The 23,079-nt window shown below is 64.7% G+C and carries 23 protein-coding genes; 19 read left to right on the plus strand and 4 right to left on the minus strand.

Annotated elements, in window-relative coordinates; genetic code table 11:
• Window positions 1–335: 335 nt before the first annotated feature.
• The 16 genes from QSK35_RS01935 (at window position 336) to hisS (ending at window position 13,767) form a co-directional block, all read left to right on the plus strand.
• Window positions 336–839, plus strand: coding sequence for a hypothetical protein (locus tag QSK35_RS01935; protein WP_285741587.1), 504 nt, complete (start codon window positions 336–338; stop codon window positions 837–839).
• Window positions 840–937: 98 nt separating this feature from the next.
• Complete coding sequence (locus tag QSK35_RS01940) at window positions 938–1,060, plus strand: lasso RiPP family leader peptide-containing protein (RefSeq protein ID WP_285741589.1); 123 nt, start codon at window positions 938–940, stop codon at window positions 1,058–1,060.
• A 72-nt stretch (window positions 1,061–1,132) separates the two neighbouring features.
• A complete protein-coding gene (locus tag QSK35_RS01945) occupies window positions 1,133–3,016 on the plus strand; it encodes an albusnodin/ikarugamycin family macrolactam cyclase (RefSeq protein ID WP_285741590.1) in 1,884 nt (627 codons plus the stop codon).
• Complete coding sequence (locus tag QSK35_RS01950) at window positions 3,013–3,279, plus strand: lasso peptide biosynthesis PqqD family chaperone (protein ID WP_285741592.1); 267 nt, start codon at window positions 3,013–3,015, stop codon at window positions 3,277–3,279. The genes QSK35_RS01945 and QSK35_RS01950 overlap by 4 nt, the downstream gene beginning before the upstream one ends.
• Window positions 3,280–3,282: 3 nt before the next feature.
• The gene (locus QSK35_RS01955) at window positions 3,283–3,705 is read left to right on the plus strand and encodes a lasso peptide biosynthesis B2 protein (RefSeq protein ID WP_285741594.1); all 423 of its coding nucleotides are present in this window, start codon (window positions 3,283–3,285) and stop codon (window positions 3,703–3,705) included.
• Between the two features lie 26 nt (window positions 3,706–3,731).
• Complete coding sequence (locus QSK35_RS01960) at window positions 3,732–4,772, plus strand: protein-L-isoaspartate O-methyltransferase family protein (protein WP_285741596.1); 1,041 nt, start codon at window positions 3,732–3,734, stop codon at window positions 4,770–4,772.
• 116 nt (window positions 4,773–4,888) lie between these two features.
• Window positions 4,889–5,602: a hypothetical protein gene (locus QSK35_RS01965; RefSeq protein WP_285741598.1), complete on the plus strand. Its 714-nt coding sequence runs from the start codon at window positions 4,889–4,891 to the stop codon at window positions 5,600–5,602.
• A gap of 259 nt (window positions 5,603–5,861) precedes the next feature.
• A complete protein-coding gene (locus QSK35_RS01970; protein ID WP_285741600.1) occupies window positions 5,862–6,389 on the plus strand; it encodes a hypothetical protein in 528 nt (175 codons plus the stop codon).
• A gap of 326 nt (window positions 6,390–6,715) precedes the next feature.
• Entirely contained in the window at window positions 6,716–7,378 is a 663-nt protein-coding gene (locus tag QSK35_RS01975; RefSeq protein ID WP_285741602.1) for a 2OG-Fe(II) oxygenase, read from the plus strand.
• A gap of 42 nt (window positions 7,379–7,420) precedes the next feature.
• Window positions 7,421–7,708, plus strand: a complete 288-nt coding sequence (locus tag QSK35_RS01980) for a PqqD family protein (RefSeq protein ID WP_285741604.1) — start codon at window positions 7,421–7,423, stop codon at window positions 7,706–7,708.
• Window positions 7,709–7,713: 5 nt separating this feature from the next.
• Window positions 7,714–8,883: a radical SAM/SPASM domain-containing protein gene (locus QSK35_RS01985; protein WP_285742444.1), complete on the plus strand. Its 1,170-nt coding sequence runs from the start codon at window positions 7,714–7,716 to the stop codon at window positions 8,881–8,883.
• On the plus strand, window positions 8,880–10,271 hold the full coding sequence (locus tag QSK35_RS01990) for a B12-binding domain-containing radical SAM protein (RefSeq protein ID WP_285741606.1): 1,392 nt from the start codon (window positions 8,880–8,882) through the stop codon (window positions 10,269–10,271). The genes QSK35_RS01985 and QSK35_RS01990 overlap by 4 nt, the downstream gene beginning before the upstream one ends.
• Window positions 10,272–10,318: 47 nt before the next feature.
• The gene (locus QSK35_RS01995) at window positions 10,319–11,266 is read left to right on the plus strand and encodes a Gfo/Idh/MocA family protein (protein WP_285741608.1); all 948 of its coding nucleotides are present in this window, start codon (window positions 10,319–10,321) and stop codon (window positions 11,264–11,266) included.
• Window positions 11,260–11,880: an AAA family ATPase gene (locus QSK35_RS02000; protein ID WP_285741609.1), complete on the plus strand. Its 621-nt coding sequence runs from the start codon at window positions 11,260–11,262 to the stop codon at window positions 11,878–11,880. Before QSK35_RS01995 ends, QSK35_RS02000 begins: the two co-directional genes overlap by 7 nt.
• Complete coding sequence (locus tag QSK35_RS02005) at window positions 11,877–12,437, plus strand: ATP/GTP-binding protein (protein ID WP_285741611.1); 561 nt, start codon at window positions 11,877–11,879, stop codon at window positions 12,435–12,437. Before QSK35_RS02000 ends, QSK35_RS02005 begins: the two co-directional genes overlap by 4 nt.
• Window positions 12,438–12,456: 19 nt before the next feature.
• Window positions 12,457–13,767, plus strand: a complete 1,311-nt coding sequence (gene hisS, locus QSK35_RS02010) for a histidine--tRNA ligase (protein WP_285742446.1) — start codon at window positions 12,457–12,459, stop codon at window positions 13,765–13,767.
• Window positions 13,768–14,622: 855 nt separating this feature from the next.
• Here hisS and QSK35_RS02015 read toward each other — a convergent pair.
• A complete protein-coding gene (locus QSK35_RS02015) occupies window positions 14,623–16,923 on the minus strand; it encodes an EAL domain-containing protein (RefSeq protein ID WP_285741613.1) in 2,301 nt (766 codons plus the stop codon).
• Window positions 16,924–17,001: 78 nt separating this feature from the next.
• Entirely contained in the window at window positions 17,002–17,646 is a 645-nt protein-coding gene (locus tag QSK35_RS02020) for an RNA polymerase sigma factor (protein ID WP_285741615.1), read from the minus strand.
• 614 nt (window positions 17,647–18,260) lie between these two features.
• On the opposite strand from QSK35_RS02020, the gene QSK35_RS02025 reads away from it, so the two are divergent.
• From QSK35_RS02025 to QSK35_RS02035, 3 genes are all read left to right on the plus strand, one after another.
• Window positions 18,261–19,076, plus strand: coding sequence for an SAM-dependent methyltransferase (locus QSK35_RS02025; RefSeq protein ID WP_285741617.1), 816 nt, complete (start codon window positions 18,261–18,263; stop codon window positions 19,074–19,076).
• A gap of 461 nt (window positions 19,077–19,537) precedes the next feature.
• Window positions 19,538–20,215, plus strand: coding sequence for a hypothetical protein (locus tag QSK35_RS02030; RefSeq protein WP_285741619.1), 678 nt, complete (start codon window positions 19,538–19,540; stop codon window positions 20,213–20,215).
• Window positions 20,187–21,293, plus strand: coding sequence for a tyrosine-type recombinase/integrase (locus QSK35_RS02035; protein WP_285741621.1), 1,107 nt, complete (start codon window positions 20,187–20,189; stop codon window positions 21,291–21,293). Before QSK35_RS02030 ends, QSK35_RS02035 begins: the two co-directional genes overlap by 29 nt.
• A gap of 188 nt (window positions 21,294–21,481) precedes the next feature.
• Here the strand turns inward: QSK35_RS02035 and QSK35_RS02040 are convergent, their stop codons facing one another.
• Both QSK35_RS02040 and QSK35_RS02045 read right to left on the minus strand, forming a co-directional pair.
• A complete protein-coding gene (locus QSK35_RS02040; protein ID WP_285741623.1) occupies window positions 21,482–22,525 on the minus strand; it encodes a tyrosine-type recombinase/integrase in 1,044 nt (347 codons plus the stop codon).
• Window positions 22,522–22,998: a hypothetical protein gene (locus tag QSK35_RS02045; protein ID WP_285741625.1), complete on the minus strand. Its 477-nt coding sequence runs from the start codon at window positions 22,996–22,998 to the stop codon at window positions 22,522–22,524. The genes QSK35_RS02040 and QSK35_RS02045 overlap by 4 nt, the downstream gene beginning before the upstream one ends.
• Window positions 22,999–23,079: the final 81 nt, after the last annotated feature.

Below are 23,079 nucleotides of genomic sequence, written 5' to 3' on the forward strand. Positions count from 1 at the left end.
CATTGCACCAGGTCAACAGGGGGCGGAACACCGATGGATGATCGCGCACGCGCCACTCGCCGACCGCTGATCGCGCCCCTCGTGCCGGGAGTACCCGGACCGGCGACGGAGATCTGCCTCTGTCGCCGACCTGGCAGGCCGCGGCTGGTTCGTCCACCAGGAACCACCGACTCGCCGAGCACGCGGTCTGGCTGGAGAAGCCAGTCGGCTGAGCGGCCTCCTGAGGGGCACCGTCCCTCCACAACGGACTCGAACCCAGATCTCGCATCAACCATCGGTCGCAGAGATCGTCGCACGGGTTGCCACCACATCAAGTCCTCAGCAGGAGGCCGACCATGAACATCACCCCGACCATGCGGACCCAGCTCAGCTCGCTGCGAGAGCTGTCCGACGCGAAGGCGCAGTACGAGGAACTGCACGGATGGCGGACGTCGGTGGATGTCGGCCACCAGCGGCTGGTCCTGCCTGTCGGGGAAGAGATGGACGCGGTGACCATGCCATTGCGGCTCGCCGAAGCCGCGGCAGTCCACCTGCGCATCGCGATGCTGGCCGGGCCAATGATGGCCGCACCGGGCGGGCAATGGCTGACGTTCCTGACCGCACCGGCAACGGCTTCCCGACCGGACCTCCCGGTCGAGCTACGTCGCGCACGGGTACAACTTGTTCCGCGGGGCGGCCAGGTGGTCATCCCCACCTCATCCGAGGCGGGTCATGATCTCCGCGTATGGCGGTGGGTGGAGCCACCACAGCCCCGCCGGGCCCTCCCTCCGTGGCCTGCAGTCATCGCCGCTGCTCGTCGAGCGGTATCCGGCGATCAGCTTGGTGGTGCGTCCTCGTGACCGGCGATTGAGACGGCCGTCCCGGCGCACCACAGCCGCTCGCATGTCTCGTGCGTTTGCGGCACGAAGCCACTCAACGACGAATCTGAAGGGAGGTGATGACAGTGGACAGCCAGCCCTACGAGGCACCGGTGCTGACCGACCTCGGTACGGTCGCCGACTTCGCTCTCGGGACCGGCGAGCACGACACCGCAGACATGGACACCGCACGTTACTGGTGACCGGCGGATGAGGTGGTGGCTCGCACCAGAGTTGGTTCGGGCCACCACCTCTTGCCGGAGACAGGACAGCTCATGACGCCGACCGCGCCACGTCGATGCTTCGTTGGCTGGGCAGGACCGGATCCACACCCACCCCGCACTCCGGCGAACGCCACGCTCGTCTGGACCGGGAACAAGCCACTGTGGACTGTCGGAGACTGGCGGCCCGACGAGGTCGTGGTTGTCACCCGACCGCAGGCACGCGCAGCGTTCCTCGGCACCTGCCTGGCAACCGAGGACGAGCTCCGCACCGCCGTGCACGATGCCATCGCGGGGCACGGTTTCGAGGCGCTGCAGGCGTTGCCGGGCTCCTACGTCGCCGTGCTCGACGATGGCCGCCGTATACATGTGATCACCGATCGAGCAGGATTGCACCCGGTGTTCTACACCGACCTCGCCGGCAACACGCTGTTCTGCACCGATGCGCTGATGACGGCCTCAGTGCATCACCGCAGCCTCGCCGCGGCGGTCAACCCTCTGGTGGTGGCCGTCGGGCTGTTTCTTCCGGACCTGCCAGAGCCTCGCGGCCAGGACAGCGTGTTCCACCGAGTAGGCCGTGCCGGCGCGGCACAGGTTCTGACCATGACGCCACACCGTAGACCGCTGGTGCATGCGCTACCGCAGAGACACGCAGCGATGAGCCTTGAAGCTGCGGCACCGACACTCGCCAATGCACTGGTCACGGCGGTCCACCGCCGCGTCACCCGCACCAGCCGGGTCAGCACCGACTTGTCCGGTGGACTCGACTCGTCCTCATGCGCCGTTCTGGCGGCACAGGCCGGTGCCGCACCGCTCGCGGTGACCTACGCGGACCCGCGTTCGGTCAACGATGAGGACGTTCGGTTCGCCAGCGCCGTAGCCTCCGCAGAACCCACCCTGCGCCAGCTGGTCAGCATCGGCAGCAGCGCCACGCTGCCGTTCACCGACATGTACTCGACACCGGTCTGTGACGAGCCCAGCCTCGACGCTGTCATTATCTCCCGGACTCGCCACCGGCTGGCCCCGGCGGTCGAGCACCGCAGCGAGTGTCACCTCACGGGCTCCGGCGGAGACGCTGTGCTGACCGCGCCCGGACTGAACTACTTGGGCGACCTCGCCCGCACTGATCGCCGCGCGCTCACGTACGAAGCCAGCGGATGGGCCCGGCTGCGACACCGCCCTGCCCGACACGTGCGCAGGGCGGCGACACGACTGGCCCGAACCAGCTGGCCCGCCACAATCCAGACACTCACGGCTCAGCTCACCGACCCGCATCTGACAGCACCGGCACGACGCGGACTGGACACTCACCTGTCCTGGGCCGCGCTGTCGCCGAGCGCCGCCTGGGGCACCCTGCCCATGCGGCGGACGCTCGCAGCGCGACTGGGCACAACGGCAGCATCGCCGCCGGACGGAATCCGGCCCGACAGCGCCGACGGCGCCGCCTGGCGCGCGGTGCGGTGGCACGGCGCGGCCACCCGCAGCCTCCAGCAGATCGCACGAACCTGGGGACTCATCGTGCACAGCCCATTCCTCGACAGCCACGTCGTCGACGCCTGCATGGCCGTGCCGATCGTCGAACGGACCACCGTAGACAGGCCTAAACCCTTACTGGCCGCCGCGCTCGGTGATCGGCTTCCCCCCGATCTGCTGCAACGCCGAACGAAGGGGGACTACAGCACGTGCGAGTACCACGGACTACGGGTCAACACCGACACGCTGCAGGCCCTGCTGGCCAGATCCCAGCTGTCCGAAATGGACATCATCAACCCGCAAGGTCCACAAGACGCGCTCCGGCAGGGCCTGGCAGGCGCATCCTCACCGATCGGCGCACTCGGCTCGGTGATCGCCACCGAAATCTGGCTGCGCTCCCTGCACGCCCTCGACTCCACCAGCTGGTGGCACACCCCGACTACCCGAGAGGAGCTCCCGCGATGAATGCCCTCGCGGCACCCTGCACCATCGCGCGCGTCGCCAACGAGGACGGCGCGGTCCTGCTCGACGGAGACAGCGGCCGCATGTACGGCCTCAACCCGACAGCGAGCACGATCTGGCAGGCCCTGGCCGACGGCCACAGCATCGAGCAGATCAGCCGGGACCTCGCCGCCCGCTTCACAACTACTCCCGACCGCGCCCTCACCGACGTGCAGGCCCTCGTGGCCCAGCTGCGCGACCACGGCCTACTCACGCCGAAGGCCTGAACCATGACCGCCCCCATGGCGCTGGACAATTCCGCCACACCACAGCTCGGCAGCCGCTGGGACCGGTTCGCCGCGAGCCTGTGTCTCACCCTGGCCACCTGGCTGCTGCGACTACGCTTCGGTCACGTGCTGGCGATCGTCGGACAGATCAAACGAGCATGCCCCCGCGAGGCCGATGCCACCGAGGCAGCACACATGAACGCCGCGATCCGGCTCGCCGGTCGGCACCGCTCAAACCGGGTCGCCTGCATGGAAGTCTCCCTCGGCACCGTGCTGCTCGCAGCGGCCCGCCGGCTGTCCGTCGACTGGTGCATCGGCGCCCGGCTCATGCCCTACGGCGCGCATGCGTGGATCGAAGTCGACCGCACTCCCATCGGCGAACCCGATACCCGAGACCGGCCCTATCAGCTCCTGCGACGCATCTGACCGAACACAGCAAAAGGACCACCCTCATGACCGCCTATTCGAAGGCACTCACCCAGGCGCTGGCCGAGGTCGACGAAGACACCTTCGTCCGCCGCCCCGACGGCAAGCTGGTCGCCCAGAGCTCTGCACAGGCCATCATCGCCACCATGATCGACCGCCTCGACATCCAACCCGGCATGCGCGTACAGGAAATCGGCACCGGCTCCGCCTATTCCACCGCCCTCCTCGCACGCACGGTGGGACCCAGCGGCCACGTCGTCAGCATCGACGTCGTCCCCGAGCTCGTCGACCGCGCCCGGCGCCTCATACCCGCCCACGGCATCGACAACACCACGCTGCTGCACGGCGACGGCGCTCAAGGCGCGCCCGAGCACGGCCCCTTCGACCGCATCATCGCCTGGACCACCGCCCCGCACCTGCCCGCCGCCTGGATCACCCAGCTCTCCATCGACGGCACGCTTGTCGCCCCCCTTTCCGCAGCACCGATCAGCAAGAGCGGCCTAGGCGCACGCATCAGGCTCAGCGACGACGCCACACCGCAGGTCGACCAACTCTTCTCCGCGGGGTTCGTCGAGATGTCCGGCGTAGCGCTCGACCAGTGGCTGGTCCCGCCCTACGGAGTCGACGTACTGCGCCACGACAACCAGCACCGCCCCTGGTGGCTGTCCGGCGAATGGATCCGCAACCCGCATCACTACGTCGACGGGCAACGCGTCCTCGACGCCCTCATCACCGACCACCGCCACATCGCAGGCCCACTGCAGCCCGACGAGTCCGCCGTCGATTGGCGCGCCTGGCTGCTCGCCACCCGACCGGCCGGCCTCACCACCGCGGCGCTGGGTGATCCGCTATGGCGCATCGGCCACACCCACCCCACGGGCGCCGCGCTCACCGACGCACGCACCGCCACCCAGACCGTGATCACCTCAGATAACGCCGACGCCGAAGTCCTCACTGACTGGGCCGACGCGTGGCGGGCAGCGGGACGACCCGGACTCGCTGATCTCCACCCACGTCTCGACGCCTTCCACGACGGCTGGGTGCTCCACGCCAAGGCCCGGCGGTGAGGAGACGAACGGAAGATCACGAGTGCTCGCGTGGCGACGGGCCTCCGCCGTCACCACGCCCATCCGGACTCTGTTCGGCCAGTGAGAATCCGGGTCACCGGCTGCGCGAATAACAGATGAATGCCGTCTACACCGATAGCCCCAGCTGGCGGCGATTCCAGGCGAAGGTCCGCAACGAGTCAGGAGAGTTGATGCTCGACACACGCGGCTACCGATGGATCAAGGACGAGCGATACGACGCAGTCACCATCGCCATCGCAGAGGGAGTATCCGAGGATGCCGTGATCCGGACTTACGGCGGCGACCCTGGCTCGTCCAACCTCGCCACATTCGACCAGTCGATCGGCATGGTGAACGGCGATGACGACTTCCATCTGCAGACGTTGACCGCGGGCGGGCTCGTAGTCGCCATCGAGAACAACGGATGGACAGGCGCGGTCGCGGAGATCGCGCGACGCGCCACGGCCGACGGTGGACGCTGGCTCTCGGTGTACTGGAACGGTGCCATCGTCAACTTCACGGTGATCTACGCGGTCAACGGAACGATCGAGGGCTGGTACAACGACCGTTCGTGCGGCCAAGGCAAAAAGCCGGCATCGACTCCCGAGTGGGACGAAGGTGTCTCGTCCCAGGAAGGCTGGTCGATCGCCCCCTCCCTTGCGCTTATGGAACACCTCATGGGCGTCAAGATCATGGAGGAGTGGTTTACCACACCGCAGCGGACCACACGCATACCAGACGTTGACAGCCTCCTGCCCCAAGTTGTTCTCGGGAAGAACATTTCTGGTGGCGACATCATCCAAAGCGACCCAGCAGCGTGGACGCCTTGACGTGACTGCCACAGAGCAGAACGGGTCGTCCGCTCTCGATACCGGCGATGCTTTCCCACCAGCCGTTCAACGGCGCCCTCTAGAGGGGGAGCCGCACGGTTCAGGGAGTCCTTGCAGGCATGATCATCTGATCGGATACTTTGCGTGAATGGGGTTCCGTGGTGACAGGTGGCTGCAGTGTCAGAAGCGTGCGGACGGTCTGTTGACCTCCACTAGCGAATGGTCAGGGTCTATCGGAGAGCACCACGTTCGGTCCCTTGTGGCGTTAGTGATCTATGCGCGCGCGGCACTCTTCGAGCAACCAATCACAGCAGTCGGTGTAGCGGAAGTTCGCTATGCCTTGGGCTGTGGCGATCATGTGCGGGCACACATCCTGGCTGGACTCAGTCACGTTGGTCATTGCCTAGGTGTCGGCCAACCGTATGCCGTGCTGGACTCTGTCGCCCACGCCTGGTGGCGTCTGGCCACCGCGCGTGCGGAATGGCCTGATGCCGTAGTTCGTGGCATGACCGAGGCTAACGCCAGCACGCTCGTACTCGCGGCACGATCGGCGGCACGCATCCTCGACCGTACGTTGGTGAAAGAGCAGGGAGGTTGGCAGCTCGGCGATCTAGTAAAGGTCCGCTTCGGGGACTATGCAGGGCAGTCGGTTCGGTTGATCGGTGCGTGGTGGCGCGAGGATCACGAGCTGGAGCGCATCGCTTCAGGACGGCCGATCGCATATGACGCGCGACAAGAGAGCGGTACGTCACTCGCCACGCTCCGTGTCTTCCCGGACGAGCTATAGCGCGTGATCGCGCTCAAGAATCGCTCATCTGGCCGTACCGTCTTGTCGTCCCACGTTACGGATGGCAAGCAGGACGACAACCTGTGTCGCCGAGCGGAACCCAGTCGGCGGTACAAGGCGTCGGCGGCGTTCCGTAACGTCGCGAGGCAGTGATCGTTTGACTCGATGAGGGGTGGAGTCGTGGCCGAACCAGTCAAGAAGGATCAGAGCCAGAAGAAGGTTTGGCGGCGTCCGCAGTGGCGGGCCCGGAACGTGCGGACACACTGCTGACCGTCCATGGGCAGTCGGTACCTGCCCTAATTCCTACTTCCTCACTTCCGGATGCGTTGCCCGAGGTCGAGGAGGGCTTGCTGCGTCGTGAACCGTGTACGCGGTTTGAGGACTTCCTGCCGGCCGTCGTGGCGGACGCGCTAGAGCTAGAACTTGCTGACGGCCTGGTGTACGAGCGCGTCGAACTGGGTGAACTGACCGCTCAGTGGCGAGGGCGTCGGCCACTCGGCGATGTCTACTTTGGACCGATGCAACGTCGCGACGGTTGGTCGACCGCCACATGCGTTACCGATGCCCTGGCATTCTTCGAGTCCGCTGGATTCGTGGAGTGGCTGGGACGACTGGCGGGCGAGGAACTGGAGTTCCTGCGCCCCGTTACGGCCTACCGCCTAGAACGCGGCGATCGAATCTGCCTGCATGACGACATGTCTGATCCAGACCATGCCGTATCGGTGGCATATAACCTCAGTCGCGACTGGACATCCGTCGATGGCGGATGCACGATCTTCGGCTCTGTCACTGGTATCACTCCGTTGCCCACACCGGTCGATTCGCCGATCCCCCTGCAGCGGTGGGAGATCACCGACGAGGAGGTCTTCGTGCCCAGCTTCAACTCCCTGTTGGTGATGAAGTTGGGTCAGGAGTTTGCCCACGGCGTTGACGAGGTCACCGGGAGTCGGCCCCGTCTGTCGCTGGTGGGCATCTACGGTCGCCGCTAAGCCGACCCAAATACGCCCCATCAAACGGGTGAGGAGGCCTTGGTGTCAGAACGGTACAGGTTGGCTGAGAACGTCGTGCGACGTTCCACGACCACTGGGCTGAGCATGCTCTTTGACCGGCGCAAGGGCGTTATGTATGAGCTGAACGAGACCGCCTCTGCAGTGGTCGACCTCCTTGATGCAGGCACGGACACCCTCGAGCGAGTCGTGACCGCATTGGCGGAACAGTTCGACGCTGCGCCTGAGGAGATCAGCGGGGACGTACAGCGCATGCTCGCGGACTTCACCGACGGTGGCCTAGTCGTCGTGCATGAGCACGAGGTCGCGTGAGGGACATGTCCGCGCGGGCGGAACCAGCCGACTTCCAGCTGCCCGAGTCAGCCGTGCCGATCCTCGTGCAACTCGGCCTCACCTATCGATGCAACCTCGCCTGCAAGCACTGCTATGCGCTCTACCGACGCGACCGGAACGAGTTCACCCTCGCGGAGATCCGGACACTGGCCGACGAGCTCTATGACGCCGGATCGGCTGCTGTTGTGTACTCCCACGGCGAGAACATGATCAGGCGTGACTTTCACGACGCGGCAAGCATCTTCGCAGAGCGAGACTTCTATCAGACGCTGATGCTCAATGGCTTCTATGTGCGTTCCACTGTGGACGCCACTCGCCTTGCCGAGGCAGGTATCAACCGCACGATGGTGTCGGTCGACAGCGCCGATCCGAAGGTACACAACGAAGTGCGTGGCAAGGACGGAGCATTCGACCGCGCCCTCGAAGCTGTGGATCACTTGCTGGCGTCCGACATCAATACGGTCGGGTTCTCCTGCACCATCGACAAGCACAACTACGACGACATCGATCTCATCGTTGAGCTTGCACTAGAGCGCGGCGTACACGCCGTCAGCTTCATGCAGAACCGCTACAACCTGCGTGACGTGTTCGACCGCACGCTGTGGGCTCGATACCAGCAAGTATGTCGCGACCTGTACGAACTGATGCTTCGCCACCGAGGTCGGTTGGACATCTACACCCACGATCCGTTCATGTTGACCCTTCTCGACCAGCGGCTCGACGACAACGCCGCGAGAGAAGACTTCATCGGCGCCAACCTCTGCAACGTGGGCACGAGCATGGTATCGATCGATCCAGTCGGCAACGTCACAGGCTGCAACTTCATCAACGAGTCGATCGGCAATGTTCGTGAGGAACCCTTCGCCGACATCTGGTCCCGACTGGTGGATCGGTACTCGGATCGCACCGATCCGCCACGTGGCGCCTGCACGGACTGTTCTGCCCTGTCGGCCTGTATGGGCGGCTGCAAGGCCTACCACTACGTCGACAAGTACGACGAGCGATGTGGCCAGGTGCGTTTCGGCGAGCCAACGCCGCACGGCCTCCCGGCCGCCACCGTCGAGGCACTTATCCCGGACCGAGCGGCTGGCGTGTTCCTGGGGATGCCTCGTCTGGAGACGCGTCTGACCGCGGACGGCGAGGCGGCGCGATGAGGGTGATGTTCGTCAACCCCCACTACCCACACGATCCACGGACGCTGCTGCTGCATCCACCGCTGTGCTACGCCTACATGGCCACGCACCTCAAGGCGGCAGGTCATGACGTGCTGCACTGCGACCTGCCGTTCTTGGGCAACGATCCGCAGAAGCTCGCCCAGTGGCTTGATGACTACCAGCCAGACCTTGTCGGGATTACGTCGGTCGCGCAGTCCTACTGTCAAGCGCTGGAGTTGGCTCAGCTCGTCAAGCAAATCCGCCCGCAGGCGAAGGTGGTCTTCGGCGGCCCACACGTCACCTTCATTGCGGCCGAATGCCTCGCTCGGCACACATCCGTGGATTTCGTGCTCCTCTACGACGCCGAAACCTCCCTCGTGGAGTTGTGCGCCGCGCTGACCGATGGCCGAGGAGAGGAAGCCGCACTGCGGCGAGTGTCCGGACTCTGTTTCCGCGCCGGCGAGGGCACCGTGACGACGCCACCCGCCCCACCTGTCATGGACCTCGATCAGGCTGGCCGCCCTGACCGATCGATCTTCGACCTCGCTCCGTATCGGGACTATGACTACGAGACTGTGGTCATGACCGCTCGTGGGTGTCCGAGCCGGTGCACTTTCTGTTCAACCACCATCGCCGGACGCCGCGCTCGCTGGCACAGCCCCAGCCACGTGTGCGACGAACTAGAGGAGGTCATCGACCTCGGGTTCGAGTCGGTCTTCTTCGGCGACGACACATTCTCAGGCGACCCCAAGCGCGCGGTCGCGATCTGCGAGGAGATCGTCCGCCGCGACATCCGGATCCCGTGGACCTCCAACATGCGCGCACAGGACGCACGTCCGGTTGTGCTGGATGCCATGCGTGCTGCCGGCGCCTACCGGGTCTTCATGGGATTCGAGTCGATCCAGCGGGCAACCCTGCGTCTTGTGCACAAGGGGGCGACCCCAGAGCGAATGATTACCAAAGCTCGACTGGTGCAGGAAGCTGGATTGGAACTGCACGCCTCGTTTATCGTTGGTGCTCCAGGAGATACTCACGCCACCCTGTCCGCGACGCTGGACTACATCCGGTTGCTCAACCCGACAGTGGCGACGTTCAACGTGATGGAGCCCAGACCCGGCACCGATGTGTACAGCAACCCCGACCGCTACGGCATAACGATGCCTGATCCGTTGTGGTACGAGACCGCCTCCTGGCTGGATTTGCCTGTCTCCCACACGGAGCAGTTGTCGCAAGTCGAGATTCGCGACTGGGTGGACCGTTGCTACATGGAGTTCTGCAGTCCTGACTTCCGCTCGTCCGCGCACCTTGCCCGGTTGGGCGACATCGAGGAAACCTGGGCCCGTGACGGCCTGGCCGTGCCGGACGTCGCGGGCGCGGCATGCGGGTAGCCCTCATCGGAAGCGGAGTCGCTGGACGATCGCATCTACTTGACCTGGTGACCAATTCCCGGTTCGACGTCCGCGCTGTGGTCGCGCAACATCTCGAGCAGGCGCGACGAACTGCCGAAGAATTCGCGATACCCGCGGCTCACAGTGACGTGACCGAGATGCTGAGCAGCGTGAATCCGGATGCGGTCGTCGTGGCCACGCCGCCATCGGCCACGCCTTCCATCCTGCGCACCGTGATCGACCACGGCTGCCTGGTCCTTGTGGACAAGCCCGCCGGCAGCCGCAGCCGCGAACTGCGAGAAATTGTTGCCGACAGCCCCGATGCGTCAGTAGTGGTGAGCTACAACCGTCGTTATCAAGTTCCCGTGCGTGCTTGCCGGGCGCTGCTCAGTGACGTCGACACGGCAGACGTCCATCGAATCCGCTGCACCTGGCGCGGCCCGTTCGCCGCCCGCTACAACAGCTCCGCCACCCACCGACACGCTGTCCGATTTGGCGACGGAGTACTACTGGACACTGCCAGTCATGTGCTCGATACCCTGAACTATCTCGGCGTTGTACCTACGACGGTTGTTGGGGTGCGGGCGCGGCAAGGCGGCGCGGCGGGAGCAGACATCGAGGTCGACATGCAGCTGACCACACATCAGGGCGCGCGAGTGCAGATCAGCATCCGCAACGACGACGCTGTTGATGGCGACCTCTGGTGTGTTGAGTTCAGCGGTGGGCACGGCCAGCTGGACATGACGCGCGATGTTCTCGTCGGAACGTGGCACGGCCAGGCAGTCTCCGTGGGCGCTGCCGACGTCCGGCGGCCCGTCGATGACTTGCTCGCCTTGGCGGACGGTACGGATGTGTGCGGCGCAACACTCGCCGAAGCCGTCCGCGTTCTTGAACTATTGGACAGTGCCCGGCAGCACGTCGAGAATGCCCATGAACTGCGGCGATGGCAGCGCCCACGGGCTAAAGCCCTCGGTCGACTCAACGGCGCATGCTGATCACGATCGAGGGCGTTTCTGGAGCGGGAAAGACCACACTGACCCGTTGCCTCATTGCGCGGTTGCGCGAAAGCGAGCAGGACGTCATCGACCTCGCTGAGGTCGAGCAGATCAGTGCCGACCCGGCCTGGCACTTGGGACAACTCATGCGCGCGATGACCACGCAATTCGCTGACCGTGAGGCCGCGTTGCTCTATACCGCGCGAACAGCTGGCCGCGTCCGCCTCGCCTGCGAACGGATGGCCGATTGGGCCATACCGGTAGTGGTCGCTGACAGGCTCGGCCTGTCGCTGAGCGTCCAGTTGCGCAGAGCAGGGCTCGATACCTCGACTCGCCATGCTCTGTACGCAATGGCGATGAGCGGCCTACCTCAGCCAGTGACAGTCCTGCTGGAGGTCAGCCATCACGAGCACGTACGACGCTTGCGAGCCCGCGGCCATCGGCCACTCCCTGAGCCGACGTTCAACGATCAACGGAACCTCTTTCGGTCCGAGTACGACCGCTGTCAGCAGCCGAGATTGCTCGTCGATACAAGCGGCATGGACGCCTCCGAAGTCGAGGCTGCCGTGCTCAACCTGATCTGCCCGTTGACAGCAGGCCCGGCGACGTCATGAAACGGATAGTCCTCACCGGTGGCCACGGAGTCGGCAAATCCTCGCTGCTGCTCGTGCTCGAGGAACGCGGCGAGCATGTGGTGTTCGAAGCGGCCCGGGACGTGCGACTGCTCGCCCGCTCCCGCGGTGTCGCCTTTCCCGATGACCAACCCGACTTCGAATCGCGTGTCCTTGCACGGCACCTCAGCCGCGAGGACAACGTGCCCACACACGTTCGACGTCTGTTCCTAGACCGCGGCGCCCCTGATCACCTTGCCTACGCCACCGTCGGACGCTGGCCGCTCACCGCCGCCGAGATCACCGCATGTCGAGCTCGGCGCTATGACCTGATAGTGCTCGTCGACGGTCCACCACAAGGTGTGCCAACACTCGATCGGGTGGAGCAGCGATTCTGTGAGCGCCTCGTGGACGCACTCGAGGAGACCTACACGCAGCTCGGCATGCGCCTGCACCGGCTCGCGTGGGCCGATGTAGACAGCCGAGCCGAAACGATCTTGAAACTAGTCTCCGATACCCTAGGCGACTGTGGTCTCCATCCGCGTGACCGCGACCCATGACACGAAGGAAGCCAGAACCGTGCCCGAATACCTGCCAACCGCGCCCTACCGTGGGACCAGGGACTTCCTGCCCCAGGAGATGTCGATTCGCACGCAGGTATTCCATCGGCTTTACGACGTCATCGAGCGCTACGGCTTCCTCCGCTACGACGGCCCCATCCTCGAGTCGGCGGAGATCTACGAGGCCAAGTCCGGCCGCGAGATCGCCGACCAGCAGCTCTACACCCTCACCGACCGCGGCGGGCGGCGCTTGGCGCTGCGCCCCGAGATGACTCCGTCGGTCGCCCGGATGATCGCCGGTAACGCCGGGCAACTGCAGTTCCCTGTGCGTTGGTACACCAACGTCAATTGCCACCGCTACGAGCGCCCCCAGCGCGGGCGGGTACGCGAGCACTGGCAGATCAACGTCGACATCTTCGGCTCAGATAGTGCCAGCTGTGAGATCGAAATCTTCGAGCTGATCCACGACATGATGGCCGCCCTAGGCGCCAGCACGGACATGTGGAAGCTGCGCGCCAACGACCGAGTCCTGCTGGAAAGTATCCTCACCGACATCGTCGAGATCCCAGCCGACAAACTCCGTGACGTCTCCTCGGTGGTCGACCGCTGGGAGAAGTACCCGCGGGAACAGCTTGCAGAGCAGGCGAGCGAACTCGGCGTCAGCGACAAGCAGTTCGACCGACTCGCCGAGGCTCTGACCAGCGGGGCATCGGTACTAGACGACATTTCCCAGGACGCGCGCGAACGGTCCCACCTGATGCACGTGCTCAACAGCAGCGCGGCCGACCTAGTGATCTTCGATCCACTGATCGTCCGCGCCTTCGAGTACTACACCTCGACCGTGTTCGAAGTGTTCGACGCCAATCCAGCCAACAACCGGTCGCTATTCGGCGGTGGCCGCTACAGCAACCTCGCCAGCCTGTTCACGCCCCAGCAGATTCCCGGAATCGGCTTCGGCATGGGCGACGTCACCATCCACGACTTCCTCGACACTCACGGCCTGCGGCCCGAGCCACGCAGTGAAGTCGACGTTGTCGTCATTCCACTCGACGAGTCACTCGCCGAACCGGCCCGCCAGGTCGCACGGCAACTTCGGGGAGCTGGCCTGCGCACCAGTACACCGCTGGAGGCCCGCAAACTCGGCAAGGAACTTGCCCGCGCCAGCCGCGCCGGAGCGCAAGCCGTCGTGATCATCGGACCCGATGAGTGGAACGCCGGCACCGTCACCGTGCGTGCCATGGCGACCAAGGACCAACGGCAAGTACCAGTTGCGTCCGCAGTGGAGGCCGTGCAAGTGATAACCGCTGGAGCGGAGACGCCCAGCAGCTGACCGGCGGGACGGCGCGAATGGCACCCGTGCGTGCGGCCGGGTGCCATTCCTGTTGGCGAGACACCACCACAAGGCGCAGGGCGCCCTGGTTCGTTCACAAGCTTGCTGATCAAGATGTTTGGTCCAACGGTGTGAAAGGGCTCGTCAGAGCTCGCGTGATCCTGATGTCCTTGCTTCGCGTTGTTGTCGAGTAGCTCATGCACTGAGGTGTGGGTGGCCCGGACATGATCGGCGTACTGGGTTTGTCTGCGATAGCCGCCTCGGGCAGACAGAACTGATTGTGACCGCGAGAACCGACCGCACGTGTCCGCGTCTTCTGACCGCAGTAAATGATCTCCGACATGATCAATGTCGCTCAGAAGCGGTCGCACTGGCCATCCTCGCGGCCCAGTGTCGGCGATGCTCCTCGCGCCTCCTCCAGGTCGTTCGTCCTCGCTTCGCTGCGGGCGCTCCACCTGGACCTGCGACGTCGCACCGGCCGAAGGCAGCCAGGATCGAGAAAGGCTCAACTTTGCCCCGCGGCTCAGGTGCGGTCACCGTTCGCGAGCACAAGCCTCTCGGCCGAGCGAGGCGCGAGCGGTTCTCGCGGAGAAACGCGGTCGAAACTCGCGAACAGAACCACAGAACCATTCGGCGCCGCCAGCGAGTTCTGCCAAGTCGACGCGGCATCTTGCCGACTAGCACCTCGAGCGACCCCGTCGACCGCACGGACTGGTACTCCTCTCTGCCCCGACCCAGCTCACCTGAGTTCGCGATCACCAGCCACACGGGTGAAGCCGCTCCCGAGATCGGAACATCGTCTGGATCAGGCAGAGCCTGCTTTCCCTTAGTACCGGCCGTCATCGGCTATGAGTGCTATGAGGCCTCGACAAGGGCTTGCATGCTGGCGTGGGCGTCGAGCCGTACACGGCGTGAGATCTCCTGGGGTGGCGCGGAGGGACCGACGAGCTTTCCTTGGATGAACCGGGCTTCCAGGGCTTGGGCGGCGTGCAGCTGGTCAAGGGTGTCGACGCCTTGCAATGTCACGGTCAGCTCCAGATTGTGAGCCATCGATACTAGTGCTGACGTGATGGCGTGACAGCATTGATGTTCCGGTTTGGTCCCGCCGAGCCGGGAAGTCAGGCCGGGAGGGACCGCGATGCCCTCGATCGTGACCTGGGGCAGGAGGTCGAACCGTTCGAAACTGCTGCCGAAGTCGTTGAGACGCAACGGTATCCCGAGGGCACTCAGGCTCACCAGGTGCTCGACCTTGACTCCCCTCCACGTGGGGGAGCCTGCGTGGTTGAGACCTAGGCGCAGGTGCTCAGGGCGAGCTCGGCTGACGGTGAGGACGGTGCGTACGTCGTCGACGAGCCGATCACCTTGGGTCAGGCGGCGGGGGATGTTGATGGCGACGAACGGCGTATCCGAGCCCAGGGTGTCCCACCAGATCCTGGCTTGGCGTGCGGCTTGCTGAAGCATCCACGGCGTGAGGCCGAGGTCAAGTCCGATGTCGTCGGCCATCGTGAGGAGATCGTCGATGCGCAGGTCGCCGTGCTCGGGATGACGCCAATGCACGGCCGCTTCGGCACCGGCCAGCGTCGCGTCGTGGGGATCGACGATAGGAATGTAGGCCAGTTCGAGCTCCCTGTTGTCGATACCCGCCGGCAGCTCCGCGAGCAGATGGCTGCGCCACTGGTCGCCTTCGCCGCGGCGGGTCTCCGTGATGACCGGTCGCCGTCGGGTCGACGCCGCGGTGTGCTGCAGCACCTGCTCCGCCCGCAGCACCAACTCTTCCGCCGTGACCGCGCCCGCCGCTGCACGCACGACACCGATCCGCGGCATCACGGCGAATTCGTAGTCGCCCAGATGGACGGTCTCGCTTAGCCAGCCCGACATGTTCTCCACGAGCTCGTCCACCCGCCCCCACATGGCAGAGTCGGTGATCACCACGCAGAAGCTCGTTCGATCGTGGCGGGCCACCAGGTCCGCCACGCCGCCGGTGGCTCCCCTCAGTCGGGAGGCCAGCACCTTGATCAAGTTCTCGCTGACCGTCGATCCCAGCGCGCCCGTGATCGAATCGATCTCGTCCAGCCCCACGACGCAAAGCCCCACGGTGCCCCGCGGCCCCGCGGCGCGCAGGACGTCGTCGAGCCGGCGTTGCAGGCATTGCCGATTGGGCAGCTCGGTCGTGTCGTCGCGGGCTGCCGCCTGATCGAGTCTGGAATGCCACAAGTGCGAGTCGGTCACGTCGTCCATCACGACGTGGGCATGACCGGAGCCATCCCGGTCGGGAACCCATGTGATGGTCATACTCGCCCACAGCGAACAGTCGCGGCCAAGAGCGAGGAGTTCGATCGCGTCGCAGGACACGGTGCGGTGATGACGCAGAACCTCCTCGCAGGCTCGCTGCACTTGGCGCGCATCGTCCTCGTTCAGGACGAAGTCAGTGAGCGTTCGACCGACGATACGATCACCCGACTGTCCAAGTAGGATCTCCAGTGCGTGGTTCGCCTGCGTTATCCGCCCTTGATCGTCCATGAGGCACATGCCCAGGCGTGAATCGGGAAACGACGATTCGAAGCGGTCAGGATCGGCGACAAGTGCCTCGTGTTGTTTGCGATGGGCGCGGTCGACGGCGTCGGCGATGGCCATCTGCTCGTCGAGGACCCGCTGACGGGCGCCGTCGGTGAAGCCCTCCGCGAGGCCGCCCAGCAGGCGTGCCCGCTGTTCGGGATCCGGGTGGGCGGACGTGGCCTGGATCTGTTCGGTGAACGGCCCGAGCACTTCCAGCGTGTGGCGCAGCACTGAGGTGCTCAGCTCCAGGTCGTAGGCCAGCTGCCGGCCGATCAGCGCAGGAGATAGGCGGGCGCTGACAGGGTCGGCCAGCCAGCAGGCCATTTGCTGCGCGAAGTCCATGAGTTGCGTGCGCAGCTGCGTGTGGTCCATCGCGAGATAGCTGTTGCGCGCGATCGCCACCACCCAGGCGTCGACCGTCGATGCGACGACCTCGCTCACAGGCTCGAGGGCCTCCGCCGCAGCGGGATCAACGGCATCGTGACGGCGGGCGTTGTCGGCCGAGTGGCCCCCGAGGATCGCCTCCAGGACCATCTGACGCTTCGTGTCATCAACCGGCCGCCAGGTCAGCGCATGCACCTGTGCGACGTAGCTGGACATCCGCTGATCCACCTGGCGGTGCGAGTACGCCCTCGCGCCCGGAATCCACCGCCGAAGCCATCCGATGAAATCCATCCGTCAGTTCTCCTCGTCGTCGTGGCGGTGTTGTCTCGACTCTGCGACCGCGGCAGTGCCGTCAGCGCCGTGGTCCTGCGATCCGTCCGGTTTGCTGGTGCGCTCGGCAGGCCCGTGCCCTTTCCCGCGGCCGCGACGGCGGAACCGCTTGCCGGTCAGGTCGGCCATGCGGTCACGCGCCTGCGACAAGTAGTGCGACACCGAGGCGGGCTTGCAGTTCATGGCCTCGGCGATGTCCTCACGCGACCAGCCGTAGGCGTGCATGAGCAACGCCGTACGCAGACGAGGCGGCAGCTCGCCAAGCGCCTCATTGATCTGCTGGGCCTCGACACCGGCCTCCGCCGTCAGCATTCCAGCGCCGACCATGTGCTCGTCAATGTCGGCCAACGACATCGGCACCTCGTGGCGCCGCCATGCGTCGATGGCCAGATTCTTCGCCACGCGCATCGCCCATTTGATCCGGTCACCGGTGATATGCTCCCAGCTTTTCCATACCTTCTCGAATGTTGCGTTGACAATGGATTCCGAGTCGAACTGGGGCCAGTGAGAATGGACGTACTGGTGTACCTCGCGGTAATGGCCGTCGAAAAACTCGGTAAACGCGCGCTGAGCGGAGTCATCGTCGACCGGAGGGCGGGCATCGGTCACGCCGGGTTGTCCTCACCCGTTTCGCAGCCGGGGGAGAGGTAGGGCATCACACGCGAGGCCCAGCAACCCCCGCGCCGCCCCGCCACAACGGCCTGCACAAATCGGTCCCCCATGACCCGCAGGTCGACAACCACCCACAACGTTCGACAGAAACCCATCAGCGGCACACGCGTTTCCGCGCCGGTCCCGCTGCTGGACAGCCGCACGCCATGGCACGTAACCACGGCCGCAATGACGGCGGTGATCAGGTCTACCAACGCCGAACCCCCTCCTAGACACTGAATTACTCGCAGATCAAAACCCCTTCACCCCCTCCACGGTCGAACCCGCCGCCTATTGACACCGAGACGCCCTATATCACCTGAATGAGTGAATGGCTCGGCACGCTCCGCAAGGCCCGTACAGCGACGAACCTGGCGAGTACCCACGTGCCGCCGGCCCTCACCGTGTCGATCGTCGGCGTAGTTCGCGTCTCGAGGCCGGGCCGAGCCGTGCGTGAGCTCGTGACGACTGGCGACCAGAGTGCCCGCACTCAGGCGGAATCACGCCCGGACAGCGGAACCCCCGCCGCGACGCGCTCGATACGATGATCATCAACGGAGGAGGGAGCGGCCGTGGCACAACAGTCCAACCCCAACCCCGATCTCACCAAGGTCAACCCGGCCCGTGTCCACGACTGGTTTCTCGGCGGAACACTCAACACCCCGATCGACCGCGCAGCAGGCAAACGGATCGATAACGCGCTGCCCGAGCTCAGATCAATGGTGCAAGCCAACCGGGTGTTCCTCCGCCACGCCGTGAACTACATGCTTGACCAGGGCGTCAGACAGTTCCTCGAACTGGGTTCCGGCTTACCCACGGCACGACACGTCCACCACGTGATTCGCGAGGCGCAACTCGACGCGGCCGTGGTCTACATCGACTGGGACCCAGCAGTCGTCACGGCCGGCCAGGCCGCCGTACGCGGAACCGACCGCGCCGCCCTCGTGCAAGCCGACCTGCGCGACCCGCGAGCGGTGCTGGACCACCCCTTCACCCGACAGCTGATCAACTTCGCCGAACCAGTCGGACTCCTGATGATCGGCATTCTGCACACCATTCCCGACGACGCCCATCCCGACCAGGTGATCGCCCTGTACCGGCAGGAACTCTGCTCTCACAGTCACCTAGCACTGAGCCACCCAACGCAGCATGGCGCGCCCACCGAACCTCCCCTCCATGCCGAGGAGACCTACCTCGCCCAGGTCGACGTGCTCGGCCACATCACCACTCGCAGCCACGCCACACTCGACTCCTGGCTGGAAGGCCTCACCCTCATCCCACCAGGCCTGGCGCCGATGTCCGACTGGCTGCAACCGAGCAGAGGCGACACCTCCGAACCAGTCAGTGCCCCGCTCGATACTCTCGCCGCAATCGGATACGAGCCATAACGAGCCCCCCTTCTGGGGCGGCGCGTCAAACCCACGCTCGTTTCGGGCAAGTGGCTGGCATCTCGCACAGAGTCTGCGCTGACCTGCTTCAACGACGTCAGGTCCCGGACGGGTCGCTCCGTCGGTAAACGACGTCGTGCAGAGGTTTCGCGCAAACGCGACACGCCAGCGCAATGCTGGAGCGCGGCTCGACAGCCGAGGCCGCAGACGAACCGGGCTGGCGCTGCTCTTGAACTTCGAGAGCCTGAGCGGCGATGCACAGCCGGGGCCGGAATGGTGAAAAACCCCCAAAATGGGGACGTGCATCCATTCGAGCTGTGAATACGAACGTGTGACGTCGCGCCGATTGAGTTCGTCACAGCGATTCTGTGGAGTCATTGGGGGCCGTGTATGAGTGCCAGAGGCATGCTGATATCACTGGGCCTGACAATGATACTGTCTGTTGATACCGTCTCCACGGCATGCATGACTTGGCCGGTACTTACTGGGGTGACGCGAAGGTTCGGTGCGACAGTGCATTGGTGGAACTCGTTAGGCAGGCGGTCGTTGAGGAGGAAATCTGCTTTCGCATGCCGCAGGTGATCAGCAGCCAGGGCACGGTCATGCGCGGTGAGATGCCACCGCCGACAAGACAAGACGCGACGTCTGCCTCCGGTCGAGTCTCCAGCCGCAGCGTCGCGGAGGTGCTTGTCAGCGCGGTAGTGCCTCGACTCGCGCCCAACCGGGTGACAGTCCAGCCGCTGCCCAACGTCAACCTGGGCACGCTCCATCGCGACGGTTCCACCCTATTCGGGATGGCGACCATCGACGACCACGGGCGGCTCGCCGACAGGCAACTCCTCCAAGCACTGGGCTGGACCAAGGAGCACCGTCTTGAGATCGCCCTCAACGCCCACGCCATCCTGGTCCGCAGAAGTCCCGAAGGCGCGCTTACGTTGACGTCCAAGGGACTAGTGCAGATCCCGGCGCCAGTGAGGCGCTGGAGTGCGCTGTCGACAGGTGATCGCGTTCTCCTCGTTGCAATGCCCGAGTTCGATCTACTAGTGCTATATGGACAGTCGACCCTGGACGCAATGCTCGTCAACTTCTACACACGACTAGATCTAGACAATGGAAGCCCAACGACCGGAGTCCGCTGACCTTGCTGCGGCGAGGCTGGTGCTGGCGCGGCTCGGTGTTTCGCCCGAGGATCTCCTTGCCGCTCCTGCGTTGAGGGCCTCCGCCCCTACGTTCGATGTATACGTCCCGGCTGTGTCCGAGGCGGTCAGCGACAGCACTCGTCGCGCGTACGCCCCGTACTGGAGTCGAGCCATCGCTAGGTGGCCGGCGCGCCGCATCGACGACGTGATCGCGTCTGAGATCGCCGCCCTGGTCGAGTACACCAAGGCGAACGCAGTCAAGCGGAAGAACGGGCGGGGGGGCCGCAGCGCCGGCGAGCACATGGTTGCTGCGCTTCGCTGCTTGTACAAACACGCCGTTGCCGACGGCTACATCGACGCGGACAAAAATCCTGCAGCCAAGGTGCCGAAGCCGCGGCGGTTGCCGTCCACACGACGAGGGCTAGCCGACAAGCGGATCGAGGAGATCATCGGGGTCGCGTCGAACACAGGCGACGATCCAGTCCTGGACTGTCTACTGATCCGGCTGCACATTGAGACCGCATGTCGACGTGGTGCAGCACTCTCCTTGCGCCCGACTGATCTCGATCAGGAGCAGTGCCTCATTCTGCTCCGGGAGAAGGGCGGCGTCTATCGACGGCAACCGGTGTCGCCGACCTTGATGACCCACCTTCTCGACCACGCCACGGCCAGAGGCAGTCTTGAGCCCGAAGGCCCGCTGCTGCGATACAAGAACGGTCGGCCGCTGACCACCCGGCGCTATGACGGGCTATGGAAGCGGATCTGCGACCACCTCGCTTGGGCGGGCCATGAAGGCGGGGTCAGCACGCACTGGCTCCGGCACACCACACTCACCTGGGTCGAACGCAACTTCGGCCTCGCGGTAGCTCAGGCCTACGCCGGCCACTCGAGCTCAAGTGACAGCACCACAACGACCACCTACATCCGGGCGAGTCTTCACGAAGTCGCGACAGCCCTCGCGGCGATGACCGGGGAGACGCACCCACTCGCGGTAGCTTCAGCTGAGGGAGCCAGGACCGGATGCGCAAGCGATAGGCGTGACACCACCACAGAGTTCCGACGGGAGGCCGGAACATAGCCTCGTCGGTGCACCAGTCCCCGCCGTCTACGGATCCAACTCACCCAGGTCACAGAACACCCAAGTACTGCTCGGCCTGCACGTCATTGATCCGGGGGCTACGAAGCACGTTGATGCAGTCGTGGCCGAACCGAAGTGCATGCGGTGGGGTGGCTCATTTGCAATCGAGAGACCCCACCGCCGCGACGCTATTCAGTGGATAGAGCCATCGGATGGTACTCGCCGGTCATAGCCGCGAGAGCTGTCGCAACTTCGTGAAGACTCGCGCGGATATATGTGGTGGTAGTGAGATTGTCGTTGGTGGTCTGGTGGCCAGCGTAAGCCTGAGCCACTGCGAGGCCGAAGTTGCGTTCGACCCAGGTCAGCGTGGTATGCCGCAGCCAGTGCGTGCTGACGTCCTGTTGGTCCGCCCACGGTAGGTGCTCACAGACCCGGCTCCACAACGTGTCGTAGCGTCGTTTTGTGATTGGGTGGCCATCGAGGTAGCGCAGCAAGTGGCTCTGCGGTTCGAGGCTCCCGCGCGCATTGGAGTGTTCGATGAGGTGTGCCATGAGCGTGGGAGTCACAGGTTGCCAGCGGTAAATGCCACCCTTTTCCCGCAGCATGATCAGGCACTGGTCGGGATCGAGATCCATTCGCCGAAGATTGATGGCGGCACCGCGCCTGCACGCGGTTTCGAGGTGCAGGCGGATCAACAGGCTGTCCAGCACAGGGTCGTTGCCGGTACTCGATGCGACATTGATGATCTCCTCTATCCGCTGGTCGGCTAGTCCACGACGATTCGAGGGTTGCCGTCGCGGCTTTGGCACCTTGGCGGCCGGATTCTTGTCGGCGTCGATGTAGCCGTCAGCGACGGCGTGTTTGTAGAGGCAACGCAAGGCGGCGACCATATGTTCGCCAGCGCTATTGCCGCCTCTCGCATTCTTGCGTTTGACCGTATGTGTTTTGGTGTACTCGACAAGAGCTGAGATCTCGGATGGAGGCACGTCGTCGATACGGCGCCCAGACCATCGTGCGAGGGCTCGCTTCCAATATGAGCCATATGCTCGCCGAGTACTGTTGGTAACTGCGGCGGACACGATCGGGATGTACTCGTCGAACGTCGGAGCGGGTGGGCGTACGACTGCCTGGGACAAGAGATCCTCGGGCGCGATGCCCATTTGCTGCAACATCAGCCGGGCGGCTGCGAGAAGATCTCCATTGGTGGCAGTCGTGGGCGCAACAATCGTCATGAGGCATCGCCTTCTGACAACGCGGCGCAACGTTCCCGGACCAACTCGTCCAGAACGGCGATGTCAGTAACGACCAGGAGATCGTTGCTGGGAGCTGCGACCAGCAGAACGCGGGTAGCGCTCGACAATGAACACCAATGCCTTATACGTGCTGGGATTTGCACGAGGCCTTTTGACGTGACCCGAAATGCGCTGCCGGGTCGCGACTGGATGACGACATTCCCGTTCACGGCCGACATGTCAACCACGTGCCCAGGCGACCAACCGAGATCGCGAAGGATCGCCTTACTGGCGATCCGTCCGTGATCGTCCATCACCGCGATGTCGTACTGGAACGCCGTACTCGAGGGCAGCTGTGCCAGCTCGCCGACAGGCAGCAGCCGTTGCGCTTGCGACTGCACGAGACGAGAAGCAGAACTGGGAGCGGATAGAGATCTGGTCCGTGCCAGCGGCCGGACAATCTTTTCAGGCACCGAGCCACCTCCCGTGGTGGGAGGGGCGGGGCGTGGACGACCAGTGCCGAGTTCGCACGTCTAGTGGGAACCCTGCGCAGC

Source organism: Lentzea sp. NBRC 105346, assembly GCF_030269605.1.
Taxonomy (GTDB): Bacteria; Actinomycetota; Actinomycetes; order Mycobacteriales; family Pseudonocardiaceae; genus Lentzea.